We start from the raw sequence: 26,111 nt of genomic DNA, 5'->3' as shown, positions 1-26,111 counted from the left end.
CGTTGCGCGGCCTGCGCGGCGCGCATCGAGAAGCGCCTCAACGACATCGACGGGGTGGAGGCGACGGTCAACTACGCCACCGAGAAGGCGAAGGTGCTGGTCCCACCCGGGATCACGCAGGCGCGGGTGATCGCCGCCGTCGAGGAGATCGGCTTCACGGCCCGGCCGGTGAAGCCGCGCACGGCCAGGGCCGAGAACCACCTGGAGCTGCTGATCGGCGGCATGACGTGCGCGGCCTGCGCGGCGCGCATCGAGAAGCGCCTCAACGACATCGACGGGGTGGAGGCGACGGTCAACTACGCCACCGAGAAGGCGAAGGTGCTGCTCTCGCCCCAGGTCTCGCGGGAGACGGTGATCGCCGCCGTCGAGGAGATCGGCTTCACGGCCCGGCCGGTGCAACCGCCCGCGGCGACGACGGTGGACGCTCCGGATCCGGCGGCCGAGGAGGAGGCCGAGCACGACCGTGAGCTGCGGGCGGCCCGCCACCGCCTCTGGGTCGTCGCCGTGCTGGCGGTGCCGGTCATCGCGATGTCGATGTTCTCCCAGCTCCAGTTCGAGTACTGGCAGTGGGCCTGCCTGACGCTGAGCGCGCCGGTCGTGGTGTGGGGGGCGTGGCCGTTCCACCGGGCCGCCTTCGCCAACCTGCGGCACGCCGCCGCCTCGATGGACACGCTGGTCTCGGTGGGCACGCTCGCCGCGTTCGCGTGGTCGCTGTACACGCTGTTCCTCGGCACCGCCGGCGAGCCCGGCATGCGGCACCCGTTCCGGATCACCCTGGAGCGGACGCCCGGCGAGGGCAACATGTACCTGGAGGTCGCCGCGGGTGTGACCCTCTTCATCCTCTGCGGCCGGTACTTCGAGGCCCGCGCGAAGCGCCGCTCCGGCGCCGCGCTGCGCGCGCTGCTGTCGCTGGGCGCCAAGGACGTGACGGTGCTGCGCGACGGCGCCGAGGCGATCGTGCCGATCTCGGCGCTCGCGGTCGGCGACCGGTTCCTGGTGCGACCGGGCGAGAAGGTGGCGACCGACGGCGTCGTGGAGGAGGGCTCCTCCGCCGTCGACGCGAGCATGCTGACCGGCGAGTCCGTGCCCGTCGAGGTGGGGCCCGGCGACGAGGTCGTCGGCGCCACGGTGAACGCCGGCGGGCGGCTCGTCGTCCGCGCCACGCGGGTGGGCGGTGAGACCCAGCTCGCGCAGATGGCGAAGCTCGTCGAGGAGGCGCAGACCGGCAAGGCCGACGTCCAGCGGCTCGCGGACCAGGTGTCGGCGGTGTTCGTGCCCGGGGTGATCGCGCTGTCGCTCGCCACGCTGGGCTACTGGCTCGGCTCCGGCCAGCCGGCAGCGGCCGCGTTCACGGCGGCGGTGGCCGTGTTGATCATCGCCTGCCCGTGCGCGCTGGGGCTGGCGACGCCGACCGCGCTGCTGGTCGGCACCGGTCGGGGCGCCCAGCTCGGCATCCTCATCAAGGGACCGCAGGTGTTGGAGTCCACGCGGACCGTCGACACCGTCGTGCTCGACAAGACCGGCACGGTGACCACGGGCGAGATGTCCGTCGTGGAGGTCGTACCCGTCGACGGGGAGAGCGACGTGCAGCTGCTGCGGCTCGCCGGCGCCCTGGAGAGCGCGTCGGAGCACCCCATTGCCCGGGCCGTCGTCGCGGGGGCCAGGGACCGGTGCGGCGAACTGCCCCCGGTCGCGGACTTCTCCAGCGAGACCGGCGTCGGCGTGCGCGGCACGGTCGACGGGCACGAGGTCATCGTCGGCCGGGCGTCGCTGCTGGGCGCGTGGGCGACCGACGAACTGCCCGCGGAGCTGACCGCCGCCAAGGCGAAGGCCGACGCGGCGGGCCGTACGTCGGTCATGGTCGGCTGGGACGGCGCCCTGCGGGGGATGCTCGTCGTGTCCGACCGGGTGAAGCCCACCAGCAGGGCGGCGGTGGCGCAGTTCAAGCGGCTGGGCCTGCACCCGATCCTGCTGACCGGCGACAACGCCGCGGTCGCGGCGGCGATCGCGGCGGAGGTGGGGATCGACGACGTGGTTTCCGAGGTCCTTCCCGCCGGGAAGGTCGAGCTGGTCAAGCGGCTCCAGGCCGACGGCAAGGTCGTCGCGATGGTCGGCGACGGCGTCAACGACGCCGCCGCGCTCGCGCAGGCCGACCTGGGCATCGCGATGGGCACCGGCAGCGACGTGGCGATCGAGTCGGGCGACCTGACGGTGGTACGCGGCGACCTGCGGGTGGTCGCGGACGCCATCCGGCTGTCGCGCCGCACCCTCGGCACGATCAAGGGCAACCTGTTCTGGGCCTTCGCGTACAACGTCGCGGCCATCCCGCTCGCGGCGAGCGGGCTGCTCAATCCGATGCTGGCGGGTCTGATCATGGCCGGCAGTTCGGTGTTCGTGGTGTCGAACAGCCTGCGGCTGCGGCGGTTCAAGGCGCTCGCGGGCAACGAACTCCCGGACCGGGCCGACACGACCGAGGCGTCGCGCGCCCCGATGGTCACCGCCTCCTGACGCGTCGAACGGGCACGTCCGCACGGAAAGAAACGGAGCCGCACCATGGCCGAGCCGAGCCGGCTCGCGGAGGATCCTCAGCTCCTGCTGCTGCACGCGGCCGGTCTCGGCCGGGCGAGCTGGGACGCCGTCGTCGAACGCATCCCGGGCTTCGCCCGGACCCTCGCGATCGACCTGCCCGGTCATGGCAGCGTGCCGGGGCTCGCGTACGACCGTGACGTCGTGCCGAGGCTCGCCGAGTACGTCGCGGAGCGGATCGCCGCGCTGGGGCTGCGCAGGCCGCACGTGGTCGGGCACTCGCTCGGCGGGGTGATCGCGCTCGAACTGGCGCGTCGGGTGCCCGTCGCGGCGGTGACCGCCCTGTGCAGCATCGGGTTCCGGGCGGTCTGCCACGCCTCGATGTGCGTGGCGCGGACCCACGCGATGCTGCGGATGACCGGCGCGGTGGGGCCGAGGACGCGGGGGCGGCTGCTCAACAGGGGGGTGGTCCGCAGGATGGTCATGGGCAGCGTGTCGGCCCGGCCCGCCGCCCTCCGGCCGGACGTGGCCGCCGCCGACGTGACCTCGATGATCACCAGTGACCTGTCCGCCCTGAGCCGGTACGCGGGGCTCTACTCGTTCCGCGCCGACGCCACCGACACGACGCCGGTGAACCTCGTGTGGGCCGACCAGGACCGCGTGGTCCCGTTGCGCGACGCGCTCCGGGCCCGGCGAGTGCTCCCGAGGGCGCAGCACTTCGTCATCCCCGGCAGCGGTCACTTCGTCGTACGCGACGACCCGCACGGCGCCGCTGCCGTCATCCACGCCTGCCACATCCAGGTGCTGCGGGAGAGGCAGGCCGAGAATCGCAGAGGAGCCCGCGGAAATGTGAACCCACAGCGCGGTAATTGAGCTGGCAATTTGGCCCCGCACACCTGTCGGGGCGGGAACTGTTGACCGACCGGACGCGACTACTGAGGTACTCGGATCCCGGGACCACCGCTCAGAGGAGTGCGAATGAAAATCACCCCGCAGGCTGGAAAGAAGTTCGGCGTGATCGTGGAGGGTTTCGACGCGGAAACCGCCTCGGCGCAGGACATCGTCGAGCTGAAGAAGGCCATCTACTCGAACAAGATCGTCGTATTGAAGAACCAGGACCTGTCGCCGCGGCAGTTCCTGGCGCTCGGCCAGCGGCTGGGCCGGGTCGCGGAGTACTACGAGCCGGTCTACCACCACCCCGAGGTGAAGGAGGTGTTCGTCTCCTCCAACGTCAAGGAGGAGGACGGCCGCCAGATCGGGGTGCCGAAGACCGGCAAGTTCTGGCACTCGGACTACCAGTTCATGCCGCGTCCGTTCGACATCACCATGATCTACCCGCAGGTCGTGCCGTCGAAGAACCGTGGCACCTACTTCATCAACCTGGCGACGGCCTACGAGCAGCTCTCCGAGGAGCTGAAGCTGGCCGTCAAGGACACCACGGCGACGCACAGCGTGCTGCGGTACTTCAAGATCCGGCCCACCGACGTCTACCGGCCGATCTCGGAGATCATCGACGAGGTCAACGCGAAGACCCCGCCGGTGACGAGCCCGCTCGCGTTCCCGCACCCGCACACGGACGAGACCCTGCTGTACCTCAGCGAGGGCTTCACGCTGTCGGTGCAGGACGCGGACGGCAACGACCGGCCGGAACTGCTGACCGAGCTGCTCACGGCCACCGGCCAGCTCGACCGCACCTACCAGCACGAGAACATCCACCTCCAGACGTTCGAGAAGGGCGACATGCTCCTCTGGGACAACCAGAGCCTGGTCCACCGGGCGTTGCACACCGCGACGCCGGAGCCGGCCGTGTCCTACCGCGTCACCGTCTACGACGACGTGGACGCCGCCTAGCCCCTCACGGACGTTCGATCCGCGGTGGGATCCGGCGGTGTCGACCGTCGGATCCCACCGGTGTCCACATCGCACAAGGTCGAGAGGCATGACGTGGCAGACCAGTTGACGGCGGCGACGATCCGGGCGGACGTCGCCGAGATGCTCCACCGTCGCCCGGACGAGAGCTTCGACACGGAGGACCTGTTCGACTGCGGCCTGGACTCGGTGCGGTTGATGACGCTCATCGAACGGTGGCGCGACGCCGGGGCCCGGGTCAGCTTCGTCGACCTGGCCGAGCGGCCGACGGTGGAGCACTGGGTGAAGCTGCTGGTGGGCCGGGATGACTGAACCGCTGCCGTTGGGCGCCGCCCAGGAGGGGATCTGGACCGGTCAGCAGTTCGACCCGGACAGTCCCGCCTTCAACACCGCCGAGTACGTGGAGATCCGCGGCCCGGTCGACGTGCGGCTGCTGGAGGCGGCGGTGCGCGGGGCGGTCGGCGAGGCCGAGGCGCTCAACGTCGTGTTCGAGGAGGACGCCGACGGCCGCCCGTGGCAGCGTCCCCGCGAGAACCACGGATCGTGGCCGCTGCCCCTGGTCGACACCAGCGCCGAGGCGGATCCGCTCGCCGCCGCGACGGCCTGGATGCGCGCGGACCTCGACAACCCCGTCGACCTGCGCAAGGACCCGCTGTTCCGGCAGGCGTTCCTCCGGCTCGGCCCGGACCACCTCCTGTGGTACCAGCGCGTGCACCACATCGCCCTGGACGGGTACGGGCTGTCGCTGGTCGCCCGCCGGGTCGCCGAGCTCTACACCGCCCTCGTCGAGGGGCGGGAACCACCGCCCCGCACGTTCGGGTCGCTGTCCGCCGTGGTCGACGAGGACCGGGCCTACGCCGACTCGGACAGGTACGCCGCCGCGCGCGAGCACTGGACGTCCCGCGCGCAGGGCAGGCCGGCGCCGGTGGTGCTCGCCCGCCGCACGGGGAAGCTGGCGCGGACGGTGCGCCGCGCCACCGCGGACCTCGACGCCGCCGGCATCGACGCGCTGAAGGCGGTCGCCAAGGCCACCGCATCCACGTGGAGCGAGACCGTCATCGCGGCCTTCGCGGCGTACCTGCACCGGATGACCGGCGCGGACGAGCTGACGCTCGCGCTGCCGGTCATGTCGCGGCTCGGCTCGGTGTCGCTGCGGGTGCCGTGCATGGTCACCAACGTCGTGCCGCTGTGGGTCCGTGTCGAGCCCACCGCCACGCTGGCGGGCCTCACCGCGCAGGTCGCTGCGGAGCTGCGGGCCGGGCGCCCGCACCTGCGCTACCGCTACGAGCAGCTGCGCCGCGACCTGAGGATGGTCGCCAGCGAGCGCAAGCTGTTCGGCCCGTCGGTCAACATCATGCCGTTCGACTACGGCCTGAGCTTCGCCGGGCACCGGGCCGTCGTGCACAACGTCAGCGCCGGGCTCGTCGAGGACCTGGTGGTCCACGTGTACGACCGGGCCGACGGCAGCGGGCTGCGGGTCGTCCTCGACGCCAACCCGAACTGCTACGACGACGAGGAACTCACCGGTCACCTGACCCGGTTCCTGGCCTTCCTGCGCCGCGTGACCGCCGCCGCCGACACTCCGGTCGCCGACGTCGACCTGCTCCTCGACGGCGAGCGCCGGCTGCTGCTGGAGGAGTGGAACGACACCGCCCGGCCCCTGCCGGCGGTCACCGTGCCCGCGCTGTTCGCGGCGCAGGCCGCCGCGACGCCGGACCGTACGGCGCTGGTGGCCGGCGACGCCACGCTGACCTTCGCCGAACTCGACCGCCGCGCCGACCGCCTCGCCCACCTGCTCGTCGCCCGGGGCGCTGGCCCCGACCGGCACGTGGGGCTCCTGCTGCCCCGCACCTCGGAGGCGATCGTGGCGCTGCTCGCCGTGCTCAAGGCCGGCGCCGCGTACGTGCCCGTCGACCCCGACCTGCCCGCCCGGCGGGTCGCGGCGATGCTCGCCGACAGCGCACCCGTCGTGCTGCTCGCCACCGGGGCGCTGTGGGCCGGCCACCGGCAGTCGGAGGTCCCGGTCCTGCTCGTGGACGCCCCCGCGACCGTCGCGGAACTGGCCGGGGCGCCCGACGCGCCCGTTCCGGACGCCGGCCTCGCGCCGGAGCACGCGGCCTGCCTCATCTACACGTCCGGCTCCACGGGCGTGCCGAAGGGCGTCGTGGTCGAGCACCGTGGGCTGGTCAACCTCTTCCACCACCACCGCGACACGATGATCCGGCCGGCGGCCGGCGGTCGGGTGTGCCGGGCCGCGCTGTCCGCGTCGCTGTCGTTCGACACGTCGTGGGAGGGGCTGCTGTGGCTGCTCGACGGCCACGAGCTGCACTTCGTCGACGACGACCGGCGTCGGGACCCGGCCGCGATGCTCGACTACGTCGACCGGCACGGGATCGACTTCATGGACATCACCCCCACGTACGCCGAGGAGCTTGTGGCGAACGGGTTCCTCGACGCCGGCCGGCACCGGCCCGCCGTGCTCGCGCTCGGCGGCGAGGCCACCGGACCCGCGCTCTGGACGGCCCTGCGCGACGCCGGCATGATCGTCTACAACCTGTACGGCCCGACCGAGTGCACGGTCGACACCCTCTGGTGCCGGCTCGCGGAGAGCGCCGAGCCGATCGTGGGCCGGCCGCTCACCAACACCAGGGCGTACGTGCTGGACCCGGCGCGCAGGCTCGTGCCGCCCGGCACGGTGGGCGAGCTGTACTTCGCCGGGGCGCCGGTCGCCCGCGGCTACCACGACCGCCCGGAGCAGACCGCGGAGCGGTTCGTGGAGGATCCCTTCGGGCCCCCGGGCGGCCGGATGTACCGCACCGGCGACCTGGCCCGCTGGCGGCGCGACGGCACCCTGGAGTTCCTCGGCCGCGCGGACGACCAGGTCAAGATCCGTGGCTTCCGCATCGAACCGGGGGAGATCGAGGCGGTCCTGCTCGCCCACCCCGGGGTCGCCCAGGCGGCGGTGGTGCCCCGCGAGGACGCGCCGGGTCAGGTGCGGCTCGTCGGCTACGTCGTGCCGGCGGGCGACACCGCGCCGGAGCCCGCCGCGCTGCGGCAGTTCGTGGCGGAGCGGCTGCCCGACTACATGGTGCCGCCCGCGTTCGTCGCGCTGGAGGCGATCCCGCGTACCACGAACGGCAAGCTCGACCGCGCGGCGCTGCCCGCGCCGGACCTGACCGCGACGGTCGGCGGTCGCGCGCCGCGCGACCACCGCGAGGCGGTCCTGTGCGGTCTCTTCGCCGACCTGCTCGGCCTGCCCGAGGTCGGCATCGACGACGACTTCTTCTCGCTCGGCGGGCACTCCCTGCTCGTCGCGCGGCTGATGGGCCGGGTACGCGCGGAGTTCGGCGTGGAGATCAGCATCCGGACGGTGTTCGAGGCGCCGACCGTCGCGAAGCTCGCGCCGGCGCTCGCCACGGACACCGGCGGCGGCTCCACCGAGGTGCTGCTCCCGTTGCGGACGCGGGGGAGCGGGCCGCCGCTGTTCTGCGTCGCGCCGGCGACCGGGCTGGCGTGGTCGTACGCCGCGCTGCTGGCGAGCCTGCCCGACCGTCCGGTGTACGGGCTCCAGTCGGTCGCCGCCACGGACTGCGCCAGCGTCGCCGACCTGGCCGCCGACCACGTACGCCGCATCCGCGAGATCCAGCCCGCCGGTCCGTACCACCTGCTCGGCGCCTCGTTCGGCGGCCTGGTGGCCCACGAGATGGCCACGCAGCTCACGGAGTCCGGCGAGCCGGTGGCCCTGCTCGCGCTGCTCGACTCGTTCCCGGTCCCGGCCGCCTGGCGGGAGCTGCCGCCGCCCGGCGAGCACGACGCCGCCGCCGCGGTGCTCGGCCAGGCCGTGCTCGGCGGGCTCGACGAGGCGCAGCGTCGCCTCGCGTACGACGCCTTCGCGCGCAACTCGCGGCTGGCCGTCGGCTGGACGCCCCGGCGCCTGCGCGGCGACGTGCTGGTGATCGAGGCGACCGACGGCAAGACACCGGACTGGCCCGGCCCGCGGAGCTGGGAACCGCACGTCGACGGGCGCATCGACGTGCACCGGCTCGACTGCACGCACGACGGCATGCTCGCCGCCGGTCCCCTGGCGCGGGTCGGCGCCGTACTCCCACCTGTCGGCGACCTTCGGAGGGCAGCATGAGCGAACGGCGTGAGTGGCTCGGACTCGGCGCGGTCCTGGCCGCGACGTTCATGACCCAGGTGGACGGGTTCGTCGTCAACGTGGCCAGCCCGTCCATCCAGCGCGACCTCGACGCGGGCTTCGACCAGATCCAGTTCGTCGGCGCGGCGTACGTGATCGCGTTCGGGGCCCTGATGGTCACCGGCGCGCGGCTCGGCGACCGGATGGGGCACCGCACGGTGTTCCTCTGGGGCGTCGCCGGCTTCACGGTGACCTCGCTGCTGTGCGGTATCGCGCCGGACGCCGACCTGCTCATCGCGGCCCGCTTCCTGCAGGGCGCCACGGCGGCGTTCATGGCGCCCCAGGTGCTCGCGATCATCCGGGCCACGATGCAGGACCCGGACCGGCTCGCGCGGGCCATCAGCGTCTACGGAGTCGTCATCGGCCTGGGCGTGATCAGCGGCATCGCGGGCGGCGGTCTCATCGTCGAGGCCGACATCCTCGGCCTCGGCTGGCGGCCGGCGCTGCTCGTCAACGTGCCGGTCGGGATCGCGATCCTGGCGCTGGGCGGGATCCTGCCGCGTACCGTGCCGAAGGCGCCGCACCGGCTCGACCTCGCGGGCGCGGCGCTCACCATCGTGGCGGCGCCCGCCCTGCTCGTGCCCCTGGTCTTCGGGCCGGGCGGCTCGCCGTGGCTCTGGCTCGGCGTGCCGCTCGCCCTCGTCGTGGCCGTCGTGCTCGTCAACCAGCAGCGGCGCCTGCACCGCGAGGGCGGCGAACCGCTGTTCCCGCCACGGGTCGTCACCGCCCCCGGGATGCGGCTGTCCCTGCTGACGGTGCTGACGCTGTTCGCCACGAACTCGGGGCTCTTCCTCGTGTTCACCTACTACCTGCAGACGGGGCTGCGCTTCACGCCGCTCACGGCGGCGCTGATGTTCGTGCCGCTCGGGATCGGCTTCTCGCTGGGCTCCGCGGCGAGCCGCCGGGTGGGACGCCTGATCCCGGCGCCGACCCCGGCCGTGGGCTGCGGCCTGCTCGCCGCCGTGCTGCTGGCGAGCGCGGCCGTCGTCCAGGCGCCGGAGTCCGCGCAGGCGCCCATGCTCGTCGCGGTGGTCACGCTGGCCGGCTTCGGGCAGGGCCTGGTCGTCTCGCCCCTGGTGGCCGGGATCCTCGGCCGGGTCAGGCCGGCCGAGGCCGGCGCGGCGTCCGGCATGGCGACCACCGTGACGCAGTTCGGTCTCGCGCTCGGGGTCGCGGTCGCGGGCGTCTGGTACCGCACCGTGCTCGGCGCGACGCCCGGCGACCCCGGTGTGCCCTTCGCCGACCACGCGACGGCCTTCGCGGCCACCGCGCTCCTGCTCGCGGCCTCCGCGACCTGCGCCGGCCTGGTCAGTGTCCGTCTGCACCACCTGCCCAAGCCGACTGCCGCGGCAGCGGAACCGGAAGGGGCGGCGGCGCCGTCGCCCGTCGCCACGTCAACCGTTCGGAGGACCGGATGAATCTCAAGCGTTTCCCCCTCGCAGCGGCCGTCGCCGCCCTGCTTCTCACGACGGCCTGCACGGCGGCGAAGAGCGAGGCCGACCAGTCGAACGACCCGCCGAAGGCGGGCTACCCGGTGACGATCACCAACTGCGGCAAGGAGTACACCTACAAGCAGGCGCCGAGCCGCGTGGTCGTGATGAACGGCGGGTCGGTCGCGGAGGTCTCCGCGCTGCTGGAACTCGGCGTCGCCGACCGGATCGTCGCCAACGCGCAGTCCTACGGCGCCTCCGAGGTCGACGGCCGGGTCGACGCGATCAAGAAGCTGCCGACGGGGAACATCAAGCTCAACGACATGTCGGACATCCCGCGCGAGGCCATGATCGGGCTGACTCCCGACTTCGTGATCTCCACCTACGACGGGGGCTTCCGCGCCGAGGCGGGCTTCGCCACCCGCGACGACCTCGCGGCCGTCGGGGCCAACACGTACGCCCCGAAGAGCTCGTGCGGCGAGGTCGGCACGGTCTCCGGCACGCCCACCGTCGAGGACAGCTACGCGCTGCTGCGCGACCTCGGCGCCATCTTCGGGGTGTCCGAGCGCGCCGAGAAGATCATCGCCGACTCGAAGGCGCAGATCGCCGCCGTCGGGGCGAAGACCGCGAACCTGCCGAAGCAGAAGGTCATGCTGATCATCCCCGGCATGGCGATGGGCGGGGAGTTCAGCTCCGTCGGCGGCAACGGGATCTGGAACGACATCATGGCCAAGGCGGGTGCGGTGAACGCCTTCGAGGGCGCCACCGACCAGATGTTCGCCAACCTCTCCCGCGAGCAGGTCGCCAAGGCCGACGTGGACGTCCTGCTCGTCGTCAACTACATGTCGAAGGATCCGGACGCGGACGCGAAGAAGCTGCTCGCCCAGTTCCCGCAGTGGGACGCGGCGAAGAACAACCGCTACGTCGTGTTGTCCGACTCGATCTACCTCGGCCCCAGCAACCACCTCGCGGTCTCCAAGATCGCGCAGGCCGCGCACCCCGAGGCGTTCTGAGCGTCATGACCACCTTGTCGCGTTCCACGGACGGCCGGGTGTCTGCCGCGCCGCAGCGCAGCACCACCCGGCCGGCCCCACTGCACGGCGCGCCCCTCCCGCTGTGCCTGCTCGTGCTCGGCGTACTGCTGGTCGTCCTGATCCTCGTCGCGGCGGCCGTCGGCTCGGTGCCGGTCTCCATCGGGGACACCGGCCGGATCGTCTGGGCGCACCTGACCGGGGCGACCCCCGCCGTCGATCCGGCCCACGACCAGATCGTCTGGACCTTCCGGATCCCACGGGTGCTGCTGGCCGCGCTGTGCGGCGCCGGGCTCGCGGTCGCGGGCGTCGTGCTCCAGGCCCTCGTGGCCAACCCGCTCGCCGACCCCTTCATCCTCGGGGTGTCGGCGGGCGGCTCGGTCGGCGCGGTCACCGTGATGGCGCTGGGCGCGGGCGCGGCCGGCGGACTCGGGGTGTCGGGCGCGGCGTTCGTCGGCGCGATGCTGGCGGTGGCGCTGGTCTTCACCCTCGGGCAGCAGCACGGCCGGCTCAACCCGGTCCGGCTCGTGCTCGCGGGGGTCGCGATCAGCTACGTGTTCACCTCGATCACGAGCCTGCTCCAGTTGCAGACGACGCCCAACAACATGCGCCAGATCATGTTCTGGCTGCTCGGCAGCGTCGCGGGCGCCCGCTGGGAGCAACTCCAGGTCGCGGGTGTGGTCGTCCTCGCGGTGACCGTGCTGCTGACCCTGTACGCCCGGCAGTTCAACGCGCTGGTCACGGGCGACGAGTCGGCGACCGCCCTCGGGATCGACGTCAAGCGACTGCGGATCGTCTCGATCGTCCTGACGTCGCTGCTCGCGGGCGTGCTCATCGCCGTGGCCGGTGGCATCGGCTTCGTCGGGCTGATGGTGCCCCACCTGGTGCGGCTCGCGTTCGGCGTGGACCACCGCCGGGTGCTGCCCCTCGCGGCCCTCGTCGGCGCGGTCTACCTCGTGATCGTCGACCTGCTGTGCCGGACGGTCGACCCACCGAACGAGTTGCCCCTCAACATCCTGACCGCCCTCTTCGGCGCACCGTTCTTCATCTGGCTGATGCGCCGGGATCGGAGCCTGTCCCACTCATGAAGCTTCAGGTGCAGCAGGTGTGCGTCTCCATCGGCGGCACGCCGATCCTCCGCGACGTCAGCATGGAGGTGGCGCCCGGCGAGGTCGTCGGCCTGATCGGCCCCAACGGCAGCGGCAAGTCCACGCTCCTGCGGACCATCTACCGGTCGGTCCGGCCCGCCGGCGGGCAGGTGCTGCTCGGCGACGAGGACGTCTGGTCGATGTCGGCGCGGGCGGCCGCGCGACGGACCGCCGCCGTGTTGCAGAACAGCCCCACCCCGCCGGGTCTGACCGTGCGGGAGGTCGCCGCGTTGGGCCGGACGCCGCACAAGGGGGTCTTCGACCGCGAGACGGCCGACGACCACGAGATCGTCGTCGACGCGCTGGAGCGCACCGGCATGCTGGGGCACGCGGAGCGGATCTACGGCTCGCTGTCCGGCGGTGAGCGGCAGCGGGTGCTGCTCGCCCGGGCGCTGGCGCAGCAGCCGCAGCTGCTGGTGCTCGACGAGCCGACCAACCACCTGGACATCCGGGCCCGGTTCGAGCTGCTGGAACTGGTGCACACGCTGGCCGTCACCACGCTGGCGGTGCTGCACGACCTGGACCTCGCGGTGCGCAGCTGCGACCGCCTCGTCGTGCTGGACCGCGGGGAGGTGGTCGCGTCGGGGCCGGTGCTGGAGGCGCTCACGCCCCAGGTGCTGTCCGGGGTCTTCGGGGTCACCGCCGAGACGGAACGGCACGACGACGGGGTCGTCCGCGTCACGTACGGCGCCCGGCCGCTGGCCAGGACCGGCGGCTGAGTCGGGGTGCGGCGGTCGTGCCCGCCGCCCGGCCGGGACCGGCCGGGCGGCGCCTCGCCAGGCGGCCGGCGCGCCCCGGGCGCGCGGCCCTCGTCGGGCGTGCGTCCGTCGGCGGACCCGTCGCCGGGTTCCCCGCGCCAGCGCGGCGCTGCGCGGTTCCCGGGACGCCCGACACGCTGGCCGAACGGTTCCATCGAATTCTGGTTCCCGGCGATGAGGCCGGCTGGACCGCCACTGGAGCCCGTTCTTCTCGGCATTCCGTACGTTTACCGTGAATTCATGTCGGAGTCACTGGGAGAAGGCGCGGTCACGGCACTGGTCCTGGCCGTCGGGCGCGGCGATCGTTCCGCGGCGGATCCTCTCGTCCGCAGCACGCAGCGGGACGTCTGGCGGTTCCTGGTCTACCTGGTGGGGCACGCCGACGCCGAGGACCTCACGCAGGAGACGTTCGTCCGCGCGCTGGGCAGCGCGCACCTGTTCACCGGGCGCCACCACGCGCGGTCCTGGCTGCTGGCCATCGCGCGGCACGTGGCCGCCGACCACTTCCGCGCCGCCGCGAGCCGGCCCCGGATCGTGTCCGACCAGGACTGGCAGGCCACCGCGGAGCGCTCGGGGGCCCACCACCTGCCCGGCGTGGACGACACGGTCGCGCTCAACCTGGCGGTACGCACGCTGCCCGCGGCCCGCCGCGCCGCGTTCGTGCTCACCCAGGTTGTCGGCCTCGGGTACGCGGAGGCGGCCGAGTTGTGCGGCTGTCCCGTCGGCACGATCCGCTCCCGCGTCGCGCGGGCCCGCCGCGACCTCGTGTCGGTCCTGGCGCCGGCCTCGCGGCGGCTTCCGGCGCTGCCCCGGTAGGCCCTCGCCGCCGCGCGGCGGCCCCGCGTCAAATGTCCCTACTAGAGGATATGACGTGACGGTGGCAAATGTTCCCTAGCATCGATTAGGACCCTTTCGCGCTGCGGTGGCCAGGGGTGGACGGCTTGACGGCCGTCATTTTTTTGTGGAAAGGTCGACCCTCAAGGGGGAAGGTGTCCGTAGGGGCACATCGCAATTCGGGGCCGGGAATCCGTCAAAAACGTTTGCGTTGCGTAACAACTCTGTGGGCTGCGGCGCCTGTCGGCGTCCAATCGGCCGCACCGGGTTCCTACGCGGCTCGACGTGACCATTCCCGTCGTCGGGTCGATCGCTGGGGAGAGTGTGTCGTGGTTGTTGGATCGTCGCCCGTCAGCGGGCATAGTGGCCGCCGGGGGGCCGGCCACACCGGGTGCGGGGCGAGTTGGCCTCTGGGCGTACGCCGGCTGCGCTAGAGCAAACGAGAGCGCTGCTGCCGTGAACCTCTCCGTCACACCAGGGCGCTCATCATCGCGGGAGGTCGCGCCGCTGCCGGCGCCCCGACTCGCGATGGGCGTCGTCACCGCCGTCTTCGCAAGCATCAGTCTCATCGGCTTTCTCCACGTCATGTTCCTGCCGGTCGGTCCGGTCGCCATCGCGCTGTCGTTCACCTGCATCGCCGTACTGATGGCGATGCAGTTGCTGTGGTACGGCCGGGACAACGGGCGCCTGCGTACGCCGCTGGGCTACGGCGTCCTCGCCACCCAGGCCGCGCTGGTCTACCTGCCGATCCTGGCCTTCGGTCAGGCGTGGGTCGGCATGCCGGGCTTCCTGGCCGGCAGCGTGCTGCTCGTGCTTCGGGCGGTCACGGCGTGGGTGACCTTCGCCCTCATCGTCGCCTCGATGGCCGTCGCCCAGTGGATCTTCACCCACGCGCCGATCGACATGCTCTACACCGCGATCTCCACCGTCACGACGGGGCTCGTGGTCTACGGGCTGTCCCGGCTGACCGCCCTCGTCGTCGAGGTGCAGGAGAGCCGCGCGGAGATCGCGCGCATGGCGGTGCTGCGGGAGCGGCTGCGGTTCGCCCGCGACCTGCACGACCTGCTCGGCTACAGCCTGTCCGCCATCTCGCTCAAGATCGAGCTGGTGCACCGGCTGATGGAGAAGTCACCGCAGGAGGCGAGCGACCAGCTGCTGGAGATCCTGGAGATATCGAGGGTCGCCCTCTCCGACGCGCGGACCGTCGCCAGCGGCTACCGCGAGCTGTCGCTGGAGGAGGAGTGCCGCTCCGCCGTGTCCGTGCTGTCCGCGGCGGACATCCAGGTGCGGCTGGACAGCGACCACCTGGACCTGCCGGTCCAGGTGAGCACGGTGCTCGCCACGGTGCTGCGGGAGGGGGTGACCAACATCCTGCGGCACAGCAAGGCCAAGCGCTGCGACATCACCATCCGGCAGACGCAGGACGACGCCTGGATCGAGATCGTGAACGACGACCTGGCCGTCGGCCCGCCGCGGGACCCGGGCAGCGGTCGCAACGGGCTGCGCAACCTGTCCGTACGCGCCGAGGAGATCGGCGGCTCGCTGACGGTCGACCAGCAGCCCGACCAGTTCCGTCTCTGTGCCAAGGTGCCACTGCGGCTGGAGCGCCACGGGGCGACCCGGTCACAACCAGCCGGCCTCCCGGGCGACCCGGATGGCGTCGACGCGGTTACGCGCGGAGAGCTTGTTGACGATCGTGGTCAGGTAGTTGCGGACGGTGCCGACTGACAGGAACATCTGCGCCGCGATGTCGACGGCCTGGAGTCCCTCCGCCGTGAGGCGGAGGACTTCGGTCTCGCGCGCCGTGAGCGGGCACTCGGCGCTGTCCCAGGCGGACATGGCGAGCTGGCTGTCGACGACCCGACGGCCGGCGGCGACGCTGCGGATGGCGTCGACCAGCTGCTCGGTCGGGGCGTCCTTGAGCAGGAAGCCGGTCGCCTTCGCGGACAACGCCCGGCGCAGGGTGCCCGGTCGGCCGAGCGCGGTCAGGACCAGGGTGCGGATCTCCGGCAGGTGGGCCTGGATGTCGGCGATGGCGGAGAGCCCGTCCTTGCCCGGCAGGTCGATGTCGATCACGGCGACGTCGGGCCGGAACCGCTGCGCCATGGGCAGGATCTCCGTGCCCGAGGCGACCGCGGCGACGACCTCGATGTCCGGCTCCAGGTTGAGCAACGCGACCAGCGCATCTCGGACCATGTGCATGTCCTCGGCCAACAACACCTTGATCAACTTGGCATCCCCTGTCGGGCCGGCGCGATTAACCCCGTTCTATCACGCGCCCGCACACATCATGAATGCTCTTTTCGTGCCCGCGCGGGAGCTGTCGCAAAGCCATTTCCGGCGGTCGATCGAACCATTCACATTCCGTGTACGCCCAGATACTCCTCGTTACAGGAAATGTCGTTTTCGGGTAGTCCGACGGCAAATTCGCCGACGCCGACCTCCGCCGGCCAGTCGAGCCCGAACGCCGATGCGGAAACCCTGGCGTCGCCCATGGTGAGCGCGCACGTGGCGAGCCCGAGCATCGTGGCCACGAGGCAGAGCGTCTGCTGGAGCATGCCGACGTGCTTCAGGGTGCTGGCGTAGGAGATGCTGTCGTACACCCAGGAGAGCCGGCCCACCCGCGCGGTCATGGTGATCAGCACCGGCGGTGGCCGCCGGCCCCCGACGGAGACGCGGGCGTTGTCGAGCAGTTCGTCGACGTCCGCCGGGCTGGCGTTGACGAGGGTCAGCGCGTGCTCGACCGGACTGTAGTGGTAGATCCCCCGCCGCAGGTCCGGGCAGCGGTCCACCGTCAGGTACAGCTCCAGTTCGTACAGCGAACCCGCGCTGGGATACGGCCGCCGCGTCACCGTGTACCGCACGTTGTCGGGAGCCGTGGCCACCGTCTGCATCCGGACCCTCGCCGCGTGGAACAGCAGCTCCCCGAGTTCGCGGGTCGACGGCGCCGCCTCCGCGAACGTGCGGGTGGACCGGCGCCGGTCGACGGCCTCGGTGAGCGTCATCCCGTGCGGAACCGTGACGGGCGGCCGGTACATCGGGATCCGCGGCCCGGCGGGCGCCGGCTTGACGGCGGGCGGTGGCGGCAGGGTCGCGACGTGACGGAACGTCGCGCCGGCGGGGTCGTCGTGCGTGCCGAGCCTGCTGCGCGAGTGGAACAGCAGGTCGTACGGCGACCACATCGCCAGCGTGGGGTCGGAGTCCTCGTGGAACCGCGACGTGCCGGCCTCACCGACGACGACCATGCCCGCGCCGACCAGGTAGGCGACGACGTCGGCCACCCCCGGGAGCGCCAGGCCGACCCGCCGCGCCACCTCGACCACGGTGGTCGCGCGGGGAAGCGCGCCGAGCACCAGCGACACCTGCGGCCGGTGCAGCACCACGCGGTGGTGCGACAGCGGGGACTCGAGCACCAGCTCCCCGTCCCGCTGGTGCGCGAACGCGAAACGGGACAGCCTGACCGGTTGGTCCTCGGCCACCTCCGGCAGCTCGAACACCCCCAGCGGGGACACCGGCTGGACGGACAGCAGCGGCACCGGCGAGTCCCGCGAGCCGAGCGAGCGGACTATCCGGCCGGGCAGCCGGTCGAAGACCGCCCGCAGGACGCGCCCGTCCAGCCCGGCGACGTTGCCGAGCGCGACCGGCCCGTAGGTCATGCGGTGCAGGACCTCCTCGACGGCGGGCGCGGGGCGGCCCACCGGGACGTCGCCCCAGCGGGTGAGGATGGTCAGACTGCCGTCCTCAGCCGTCTCGATGGTCACGTCGTCCCGGAAGGACCACAGCGACAGGCTCGGTCCGGGGCGGGACGTGTCGGCGTCGGATGGCAACCTGGCTCCTCGACGGGCGTGGCCGGGCCACGTGCGCCCGCTCTACACGAAAAGTGGTATCGGGTTGAGGTTCTCGTACTCCGTGGGGCGGTCGAGCCTGCCGAGCTGCACCGGGACGTCGAACAGTCTGCCCGGCGCGAACCTCGCCCAGAAGCCGCGCATCCCCGGCACGATGGCCTTCACCACGGGGAGCCCGACGTCCGGGCGGGTCTGGTCGAGCACGAGCACGTCGAGTCCCAGTGCCTCCAACCTGTGCTGGACCGAGCGGACATCGGACAGCAGATCATCCGTCGGGGTGTGGCGGTAGTCGGTGAGCCGGCGTGCCGGCAGCGCCGGATCGGGCCGCAGGTAGGCGTCCCCGGCCCAGGTGGCGGTGCGCCACCACCGTACGGCGTCGGGATCGGACCAGCCGTACCTGTCGTCGTCGTCACCGCCGACCTCGGCCACGGTCGGCATCAACTGGTTCATCTCGGTGAGCGCGCGGACCAGCGCCGCCCGCGGGTCGGGGTGGGTGCCGAAGCCGAACATGATGTCCTCGCACCGCTTGTCGGTGCGCCGGGACAGCGCGGCCATGGTGGGGATCCCGACGTCCGACGACACGTCCAGGACCCACACCTCGCGGTGCAGGCCCGCGTAGACCTCCCGCAGCTCGTCGATCCAGCGGTCGCGGAAGCTGTCCAGGTCCACGGCGGGGGCCTGGGTGCGGTTGTACCACCAGAGGGCCACCGCGTCGCGTTCCACCACCTCCAGCAGGCCCTGGAGCAGCGCGTCCTCCAGACTGCTGCCGGCGGCGTTGCCGTTGGAGTCCGCGCACAGCGACGAGCCGCCGTGCTGCTCCGGCACGTTGAAGTAGAGCATCGAGGTGGGCAGCAGGCGGTGCCGCTGCTCGGTGAGCGACCACACCGGGGTCCAGCTCGTCACGGCCGCGTCGTCGAACGGCGCGCACACGTACTGGAACGGCGAGCAGGTGGCGTTCCAGCGGGCGCGGTCGGCGTACTGCCGCTCGTCGAACAGCAGGCAGTCGTCGGGATGGATGGCGGTGCCGGCCAACTCGGTGTAGCTGCCGGTCACCCGGGCCTCGTCGCCGTGGAAGTAGGCGCTGTGCCGCTCGATGGCCTCGCACAGCGCGCTCACCTCGGCGTGCACGGGGGTCACGCCCTTGCCGCCGTTCTCGGCCCGCAGCGCGAAACGCATCTGCTCGGCGTTCCTGCGCGTGGTCATCGCGAGGTTCGGGCCGGAGCGGAACGAGTTGAAGAAGGCCGGGCCCCGCCCGTCGCGGGTGATCTCCTTGACCACGCCGCTGACCGGGCTCACCAGGTGCCCGTAGTCGCGCAGCACCCGCTCCGGCGGCAGGGCCCGGTGGCTGCCCCCGGAGCGGGACGCCTTCGGCCGGCTGCGCAGCGGCACCGGGCGGAACGCCCGGTCCCGTTCGATGCCGGGGTCGCCGCACTCCGGGCACTGCGGCCGGGCGCGCACCTCGTGGTGGGCGCCGCGCAGGGTGACGCTGTCCAACGTCCACACCGCGCGCTGCCCGTCGTGCCGGAGCCCGGCCGTCCACTTCGCGGCCTCCAACGCCACCAGGTGCAGGGCGGCGGCGCCGAGCGGGGGCAGTGACACCGGCGGAGTGCTGATCTCCGCGGCGGAGCCGACGACGGCGCGCAGGCGCGTCTCGGCCTGGCGGTGGCCGCGCAGCCGGTGCCCCAGGCAGTGCCAGCACCCCGTCGCGGCGGCGGGGTCGAACACGGGCCCCACCCACACCTGTGCGCCGCCGGGCTTCGCGAGTAGCCAGGGCCGGCGTGCGGCGCGATGCGCGGCGTCGACGGCAGCCAACCCCTCGTCGAGGTAGTCTTCACAGAGCACAATCGATAAGTCGGCCGGCGGGGCCGATAAGTTCCCGGACACCCGCGTCACCGTCAGACCGGCCGCGCGCAGCGCGTCCTCCGCCGCCACGGCATCCTCCGCACGACCGCCGACGCGGACGAGGTCGACCCGGGCGGCGGCGGTGGCCCGTACGGCGGCGGTGGGGTCCAGACCCGCCGACTCCCAGTACGCGAGCGCGGGCTCGTCGGCCTCCGCCTCCTGCGCGGGCCGCAGCGTCACCAGGCCGGCGTCGACGAGGCGCCGGACGACCGTGCCGATCTCGGCGGGCGACATCCCGGCAGGACTGTCCCGGACGAGTTCCGTCAGGTCCCGCGTGCCGTCGAGCAGCGGGGCCAGCGCCTCGACGTGCGCCCCGCTGACCGAGGTCGCCCCGCGCTCGGAGAGCAGGTAGACCGCGTCACCGCGTACCACGTGGGCCCGCAGGTGCCGCTTGAAACCGACGCGCAGCTGTGCATCCCCGCCCGACATGGCTGCTCCCTGCTCGACCAGTGCCGCTCCAGCGACACTCCAGCGTGCCTCCAGCCAGCCTCGCGGCAGCGCAGGCTGCGGGCAAGTGCCGCGGTCACATGCTCCCCTCTCGTTTGGTCACGCCCGTCCATGACGCGGTCACTATCGGCTCGACCTTGACTTGGAATAGCGTGGAAGCCTGTCCTGACTCCCCCTGGTCGGAATCGTCGCTCCCGTCACGGAACCAGTACGCCGACACCACTCGTCGGCGGTGGAAAGTGCGGTGGATCCGACTGATAGCGAGGTCGGCGAAATGATTACCAAGTTTGCGGAACTGGGATCGATGTCGCACGAGGAGAAACTGACGCTCCTCGCCGCGTTGCTGGAGTCGGCGGCCGACCCCGCAACGGAGATCCGGCGCCCCGAGCCGCCGCCGGTCGTGCCGCCGCGGCACCCGGCGGGAAACCCGCTCGCCGGACTGCGGTTCGAACTGCTCGGACCGCTCGTCATCCGGCACGACGGGGTCGACATCGCACCGAGCGCACCGAAGCTGCGGCTGGTCCTGTCCGCGTTGCTGTTCAACGCGAACCAGCCGGTCGGCGCGTCGGTGCTCGTACGGGAACTGTGGAGCACGGGGGCGCCCCGCACCGCCCACGCCACCCTCCAGACGTACATGTTCAAGGTGCGCAAGCTCTTCCGCGGCGTGCTCGGCGGCTCCGTCGAGGACATCGCGCGCGACGTCCTGCTCACCTGCTCCGGGGGCTACACCCTGCGGGTGGACCCGAAGCAGCTCGACATCGTCGAGTTCGACGAGCTGGTCACGGCGGGCACCGCGGCGATGCACGCGGGCGACTACGAGCAGGCGGGCGCGCACCTGCGCCGGGCGCTGGCGCTCTGGCGCGGCAACGTCGTGCACCAGGGGCAGTGGGGCCCGCAGCTGCGCGCCCAGGCGGCCCGGCTCGAGGAGCGCCGGTTCTACGCGTACACCACCAGGATCGACGCCGACCTGTGCCTGGGCCGGCACCGGGAGGCGACCTCCGAGCTCGCGTCGCTGGTCGTGGAGCACCCGCTGCACGAGTCGGCGCACACGATGCTGATGCTCGCGCTGCACCGGTCGGGCCGCACGCCGGCGGCGCTGGAGGTCTACCTGCGGTTCCGCCGGCGGATGTTGGGCGAACTCGGCATCGAGCCCTCGGAGCGGATCCAGGCGCTGCACCTGGCGCTGCTGTCGACCGACCCGCTCCTGGCTGATCTGTCGCTCACCTCCGACATGCTGCTGGACCGGCTCGTCGGTCGGGCCCGCCAGGGGCGCCGGCTCAGTTCTTCCGCTGTTACCGGGTGATGGACCGGCCGCGATTACCTTCAATTTCGCACTCGTGCGCAAAGGAGGAATAGCAATGACCACATCGCCGGTGAAGAACAGTGCGCCTATCGGGCGTGCGACATTTGCCAACGACCCGGGACTGCTTTCGGACGTGCTGCGCCCGTACGCGAGGCCGAAGACCCAGTACCTGAAGTCCGCGACGGTCACCGTCGCCAACGGGCTGGCGAGCGCGGAGGGCGAGTTCGCCATCCCGTACCCGTGCTACATCGACGACACCGGTCACCTCAACTCGGTCGAGGTGAACATCTGCTTCAACCAGCTCATGTACTACCTGATCGCCAAGTGCGTCCAGGACCGGGCGGTTCCCGCGCTGGCCGCGTGGACGATGGAGGACTACTGGGCCAAGCAGCTGCCGGACATGCTCATCGCGAACTTCACCAGCAGGTTCCGCCGGCCGATCGACTCGTCGTCGTTCCACGGCGAGGTCTCCTTCGCCGAGTTCAGCGAGCGCAACCGCAGCAAGCCGGTCCAGATCATCGACATGCCCTGGCGCTTCTGGGACGCCCAGGGCGGCGTCGCCGACGGCGAGGTGCGGATGGCGCTGGTCAACCCGCCCGGCATGCGCTTCCAGGCCGACGCGGCCTGAGTCGCCCCCACCCGCACGTCCCCTGAGGAGGACCCGGTGACTGTTCAGTTGCGCACCCTCGTCGACGTGGTGCGCAGGCACGCCGTCCAGCAGCCGGACGTCGTCGCCATGGTCTGCGAGGGCCGGCGCGTCGACTACGCCACCCTGCACCGCGTCAGCAACCAGGTCGCGCGCGGCCTCCAGGCGGCGGGCCTGCGCCCCGGCGACCGCATCGCCTACCTGGGCAAGGAGTCCGAGCACTACTACGAGCTGCTCTTCGGCGCCGCCAAGACGGGCGTGGTGCTGGTGCCGATCAACTGGCGGTTGGCCGCCGGAGAGGTCGAGCACATCCTGCGCGACTCCGGCGCCGCCCTGCTCTTCGTCGACTCCGACTCGGCCGCCACCGCCGAGAAGCTGGCGGCGGAACTGCCGACGCTGACCGGGGTGGTCGGGCTCGACGAGCCGGGTGCCGCCGGCGCCGGCTTCACCGCCTGGGTCTCGGCGCAGCCGGACGCGAACGTGCTGGCCAGGGTCACCCCCGACACGCCACTGGTGCAGATGTACACCAGTGGCACGACCGGGCTGCCGAAGGGCGTCGTCCTCGCGCACCGCAGCTTCTTCGCGGTCCGCCAGGCGCTCGCCTCGGCGGAGCTGGACTGGATCGACTGGCGCGAGGGCGACGTCAGCCTCGTCGGCATGGCCGGCTTCCACATCGGCGGCCTGTGGTGGGCGACGCAGGGCTTCGTGTCGGGCGTGACGAACGTGGTGATGCGCGAGTTCACCACGGCGGGCGCGGTCGAGCTGATCAGGACACTGCGGGTCACCACCGCCTGCCTGGTGCCCGCGATGCTGCGGCTGCTGCTGGCGGAGCCCGGCGTGTCGAGGGAGGACTTCACCTCGCTGCGCAAGGTGGTCTACGGCGGCGCGCCCATCTCGGCGGCGCTGCTGGCCCGCTGCGTCGAGGGCTTCGGCTGCGAGTTCGCCCAGATCTACGGGCTGACCGAGACCGGCAACACGGCCATCTGCCTGCCCCCGGCCGACCACACGCCGGACAGCGGCAGGATGCAGGCGGCGGGGCGTCCCTACCCGGGTTTCGAGGTCAAGATCGCCGACGACAAGGGCCAGCCGCTGCCGCCCGGCGAGATCGGCGAGGTCTGGCTGCGGACCCCGGCGGCGATGGTCGAGTACTGGAACATGCCCGAGGCCACGGCGAAGACGCTGGTCGACGGCTGGGTCGTGACCGGTGACGCCGGCGTGCTGGACGAGGACGGCTACCTGTTCATCCGGGACCGGATCAAGGACATGATCATCGTGGCGGGGGAGAACGTCTACCCCGCGGAGGTCGAGCACGTCATCGGACGCCACCCGCTGGTCGCCGAGTCGGCGGTCGTGGGCGTGCCCGACGAGCGCTGGGGCGAGGCCGTGCACGCGTTCGTGGTGCCGGTGGAGGGCCAGCAGCTCACCGAGAGCGACCTCGCCCTGCACCTGCGCGGCAAGCTCGCCGCCTTCAAGCAGCCTCTGCACTACGAGTTCATCGACCGGGTGCCCCGCAACCCCAGCGGCAAGATCCTGCGCCGTGAGCTGCGTGAGCGATTCTGGCAGGGTCACGAGCGCAGGGTGAGCTGAGCGCGATGACCGCGGCGACCATCGGGCGCGACACCCGTGTCCCGCTGTACCGGCTGCCCGGGCCGGCGCGGCGGCGCGGCGGCACGCCGCTCGACGCCCTCGCCGAGGTCGCCGCCATCCACCGCACGACGATCGCGGCGCCCGGGGAGACCGGACGCCGCGAACTCGTGCCGCGAGTCGTCGTAGCCCACGTGCGCGTCGTGGGCGGCCCCGACCGCGCACCCGACCTCGGCGCGGTCGACGAGGTCGTCCGCCCGGAGGAAACCCGGGCCCGCCCCGTGTCCGCGCTCGACGCCGGCCCCGTCCGGCGACGCGGCGCGCAGGGGCACGTCCCGCTCTGACACACGATCCCCTACCGGTCCGCTCTTGGAGTGACGTCGATGCCCGACAACGAGGAAAAGCTGCTCGACTACCTCAGGCGGACGACAGCGGAGCTGCGCGAGACGCGGCGGAAGCTGCGCGACGCGGAGGAGGCCGCGCACGAGCCCATCGCGATCGTCGGCATGGCGTGCCGGTATCCGGGGGGCGTGCGTACGCCGGAGGACCTGTGGGAGCTGGTCGCCGCCGGACGCGACGGGATCGGCGGCTTCCCCACCGACCGGGGCTGGAACGTGGGGGAGTTGTACGACCCGAACCCGGGCGCCCCGGGCCGGTCGTACACCCGGGAGGGTGGCTTCCTGCCCGACGCCGCGGACTTCGACGCCGAGTTCTTCGGGATCAGCCCGCGCGAGGCGTTGACCACGGACCCGCAGCAGCGGCTGCTGCTGGAGACGTCGTGGGAGGCGCTGGAGAACGCCGGCATCGACCCGGCGGGGCTGCGGGGCAGTGCCACCGGCGTGTTCGCCGGGATGATGTACCACGACTACGCGGGCAACAGCTCCACGGGCTCGATCGCCTCGGGCCGGGTGGCGTACACGTTCGGGCTGGAGGGGCCGGCGGTCACCGTCGACACGGCGTGCTCGTCGTCGCTGGTGGCCCTGCACCTGGCCGGGCAGGCGCTGCGCAACGGCGAGTGCACGCTGGCGCTGGCCGGCGGCGTGACGGTGATGGCGACCCCGGAGACCTTCATCGAGTTCTCCCGGCAGCGTGGGCTGTCGCCGGACGGCCGGTGCAAGTCGTTCGCCGCCGCCGCCGACGGGACCGGCTGGTCCGAGGGCGTCGGCGTGCTCGTGGTGGAGCGGCTGTCGGACGCGCGGCGCAACGGCCACCGGGTGCTGGCGGTGGTCCGGGGCACAGCCGTCAACTCCGACGGGGCCTCGAACGGCCTGACCGCCCCGAACGGGCCGGCGCAGCAGCGGGTCATCCGGGCCGCGCTGGCCAACGCGCGGCTGTCGGCGAGCCAGGTCGACGTGGTCGAGGCGCACGGCACGGGCACCGTCCTGGGCGACCCGATCGAGGCGCAGGCGATCCTGGCCACCTACGGCCGCGACCGGGACCGGCCGCTGTGGCTGGGCTCGATCAAGTCGAACATCGGTCACACCCAGGCCGCGGCCGGCGTCGCCGGCCTGATCAAGATGGTGGGCGCGCTGCGGCACGGGCTGCTGCCGCGCACGCTGCACGTCGACGAGCCGTCCCCGAAGGTCGACTGGTCGGCGGGGGCGGTGTCGCTGCTGACCGAGCCGGTGGCGTGGCCCGCAGGCGACCGTCCGCGTCGTGCCGCCGTGTCGTCGTTCGGCATCAGCGGCACCAACGCCCACGTGGTGCTGGAGGAGCCGGAGCCGGCGGAGTCCCCCGAGCCGGCCGCCGCGGTCGAACCGCCGGTGATCCCGTGGGTCCTCTCCGGACGGACGCCGGAGGCGGTACGGGCACAGGCCGCGCGCCTGGCCGGCGCGGTGGCGGGCCGCGATCCCCAGGACGCCGGGCTCGCCCTGGCCGTCGGGTTCACGCTGGCCGTGGGGCGCACCGCGTTCGAGCACCGCGCCGCGGTGGTGGGCCGCGACACCGCGGAGCTGGTACGCGCGCTGGAGGCCGGCGTGCAGCCGACCCCGGCGGGGACGGGCAGGCGGCTCGCCTTCCTGTTCACGGGGCAGGGGGCGCAGCGGTTGGGCATGGGCGGCGAACTCGCCGCCGCGTACCCCGTCTTCGCCGCCGCGTTCGACGACACCTGCGCCGCGTTGGACAAGCACCTCGACCGGCCACTGCGCGAGGTCATCGACACCGACGAGCTGCACCAGACCGGCTACACCCAACCCGCCCTGTTCGCCTTCGAAGTCGCCCTGCACCGACTCCTCGAATCCTGGGGCATCCACCCCGACCACCTCGCCGGACACTCCATCGGCGAACTCACCGCCGCCCACCTCGCCGGCATCCTCGACCTCACCGACGCCGCCACCCTCGTCACCGCCCGCGCCCGCCTCATGCAGAACCTGCCCACCGGCGGCGCCATGATCGCCGTACAGGCCACCGAAGACCAGGTCACCGACCACCTCACCGACACCGTCGCCATCGCCGCCGTCAACACCGGCACCGACCTCGTCCTCTCCGGCGACGAAACCGCCACCCTCACCGCCGCCGAAACACTCGCCGCACAGGGCCACAAAACCAAACGCCTCACCGTCTCCCACGCCTTCCACTCCCACCTGATGGA

Annotated in this window: 19 protein-coding genes and 1 pseudogene; 17 read left to right on the top strand and 3 right to left on the bottom strand. The window is 72.4% G+C overall.

Features of this window, described 5'->3' with window-relative positions; all coding sequences use genetic code 11:
* The 12 genes and pseudogenes from AB0883_RS30405 to AB0883_RS30350 all read left to right on the top strand — a co-directional run.
* Positions 1–144, top strand: a pseudogene (locus tag AB0883_RS30405) (heavy metal-associated domain-containing protein); the annotation flags it as partial.
* A gap of 3 nt (positions 145–147) precedes the next feature.
* Positions 148–2,508, top strand: coding sequence for a heavy metal translocating P-type ATPase (locus AB0883_RS30400; RefSeq protein ID WP_366644716.1), 2,361 nt, complete (start codon positions 148–150; stop codon positions 2,506–2,508).
* A gap of 45 nt (positions 2,509–2,553) precedes the next feature.
* Complete coding sequence (locus AB0883_RS30395; RefSeq protein WP_366644709.1) at positions 2,554–3,399, top strand: alpha/beta fold hydrolase; 846 nt, start codon at positions 2,554–2,556, stop codon at positions 3,397–3,399.
* Positions 3,400–3,504: 105 nt separating this feature from the next.
* Positions 3,505–4,377: a TauD/TfdA family dioxygenase gene (locus tag AB0883_RS30390; RefSeq protein WP_366644708.1), complete on the top strand. Its 873-nt coding sequence runs from the start codon at positions 3,505–3,507 to the stop codon at positions 4,375–4,377.
* A 93-nt stretch (positions 4,378–4,470) separates the two neighbouring features.
* Positions 4,471–4,707 carry a phosphopantetheine-binding protein gene (locus AB0883_RS30385; RefSeq protein WP_121396260.1) on the top strand — a complete coding sequence of 79 codons (237 nt, stop codon included), beginning with the start codon at positions 4,471–4,473 and terminating at the stop codon, positions 4,705–4,707.
* Positions 4,700–8,533, top strand: coding sequence for an amino acid adenylation domain-containing protein (locus tag AB0883_RS30380; RefSeq protein ID WP_366644707.1), 3,834 nt, complete (start codon positions 4,700–4,702; stop codon positions 8,531–8,533). Before AB0883_RS30385 ends, AB0883_RS30380 begins: the two co-directional genes overlap by 8 nt.
* Complete coding sequence (locus tag AB0883_RS30375; RefSeq protein ID WP_366644706.1) at positions 8,530–10,011, top strand: MFS transporter; 1,482 nt, start codon at positions 8,530–8,532, stop codon at positions 10,009–10,011. The genes AB0883_RS30380 and AB0883_RS30375 overlap by 4 nt, the downstream gene beginning before the upstream one ends.
* Positions 10,008–11,036 (top strand): ABC transporter substrate-binding protein, encoded by a 1,029-nt coding sequence (locus AB0883_RS30370; protein ID WP_366644705.1) that lies wholly within the window; start codon positions 10,008–10,010, stop codon positions 11,034–11,036. Before AB0883_RS30375 ends, AB0883_RS30370 begins: the two co-directional genes overlap by 4 nt.
* A gap of 5 nt (positions 11,037–11,041) precedes the next feature.
* Complete coding sequence (locus tag AB0883_RS30365) at positions 11,042–12,142, top strand: iron ABC transporter permease (protein ID WP_366644704.1); 1,101 nt, start codon at positions 11,042–11,044, stop codon at positions 12,140–12,142.
* Positions 12,139–12,921 (top strand): ABC transporter ATP-binding protein, encoded by a 783-nt coding sequence (locus AB0883_RS30360; protein WP_366644703.1) that lies wholly within the window; start codon positions 12,139–12,141, stop codon positions 12,919–12,921. The genes AB0883_RS30365 and AB0883_RS30360 overlap by 4 nt, the downstream gene beginning before the upstream one ends.
* Positions 12,922–13,200: 279 nt before the next feature.
* Positions 13,201–13,776, top strand: coding sequence for a sigma-70 family RNA polymerase sigma factor (locus AB0883_RS30355; protein ID WP_366644702.1), 576 nt, complete (start codon positions 13,201–13,203; stop codon positions 13,774–13,776).
* A 546-nt stretch (positions 13,777–14,322) separates the two neighbouring features.
* Positions 14,323–15,522 (top strand): histidine kinase, encoded by a 1,200-nt coding sequence (locus tag AB0883_RS30350; protein ID WP_366644701.1) that lies wholly within the window; start codon positions 14,323–14,325, stop codon positions 15,520–15,522.
* Here the strand turns inward: AB0883_RS30350 and AB0883_RS30345 are convergent.
* From AB0883_RS30345 to AB0883_RS30335, 3 genes are all read right to left on the bottom strand, one after another.
* Complete coding sequence (locus AB0883_RS30345; protein WP_121396253.1) at positions 15,418–16,023, bottom strand: response regulator transcription factor; 606 nt, start codon at positions 16,021–16,023, stop codon at positions 15,418–15,420. The genes AB0883_RS30350 and AB0883_RS30345 overlap by 105 nt on opposite strands.
* A gap of 128 nt (positions 16,024–16,151) precedes the next feature.
* On the bottom strand, positions 16,152–17,621 hold the full coding sequence (locus AB0883_RS30340) for a SagB family peptide dehydrogenase (RefSeq protein WP_366644700.1): 1,470 nt from the start codon (positions 17,619–17,621) through the stop codon (positions 16,152–16,154).
* Between the two features lie 42 nt (positions 17,622–17,663).
* On the bottom strand, positions 17,664–19,970 hold the full coding sequence (locus tag AB0883_RS30335) for a TOMM precursor leader peptide-binding protein (protein ID WP_366644699.1): 2,307 nt from the start codon (positions 19,968–19,970) through the stop codon (positions 17,664–17,666).
* Positions 19,971–20,262: 292 nt separating this feature from the next.
* Here AB0883_RS30335 and AB0883_RS30330 point away from each other — a divergent pair, with 292 nt between their 5' ends.
* The 5 genes from AB0883_RS30330 to AB0883_RS30310 all read left to right on the top strand — a co-directional run.
* On the top strand, positions 20,263–21,291 hold the full coding sequence (locus AB0883_RS30330; RefSeq protein WP_366644698.1) for an AfsR/SARP family transcriptional regulator: 1,029 nt from the start codon (positions 20,263–20,265) through the stop codon (positions 21,289–21,291).
* 55 nt (positions 21,292–21,346) lie between these two features.
* Entirely contained in the window at positions 21,347–21,919 is a 573-nt protein-coding gene (locus AB0883_RS30325; RefSeq protein WP_366644697.1) for an FcoT family thioesterase, read from the top strand.
* Positions 21,920–21,955: 36 nt separating this feature from the next.
* Positions 21,956–23,524: a fatty acid--CoA ligase gene (locus tag AB0883_RS30320; RefSeq protein WP_366644696.1), complete on the top strand. Its 1,569-nt coding sequence runs from the start codon at positions 21,956–21,958 to the stop codon at positions 23,522–23,524.
* A gap of 5 nt (positions 23,525–23,529) precedes the next feature.
* On the top strand, positions 23,530–23,865 hold the full coding sequence (locus AB0883_RS30315) for a hypothetical protein (protein ID WP_366644695.1): 336 nt from the start codon (positions 23,530–23,532) through the stop codon (positions 23,863–23,865).
* Between the two features lie 39 nt (positions 23,866–23,904).
* Positions 23,905–26,111, top strand: a 2,207-nt coding sequence (locus tag AB0883_RS30310) for a type I polyketide synthase (RefSeq protein WP_366644694.1), incomplete at its 3' end; no start/stop codon positions are given.

This window comes from Micromonospora sp. NPDC047812, assembly GCF_040704175.1.
Classification (GTDB): domain Bacteria; phylum Actinomycetota; class Actinomycetes; order Mycobacteriales; family Micromonosporaceae; genus Micromonospora.
Note: the sequence above shows the minus strand (reverse complement) of the source record. Positions and strands in the feature narration are given on the sequence as shown.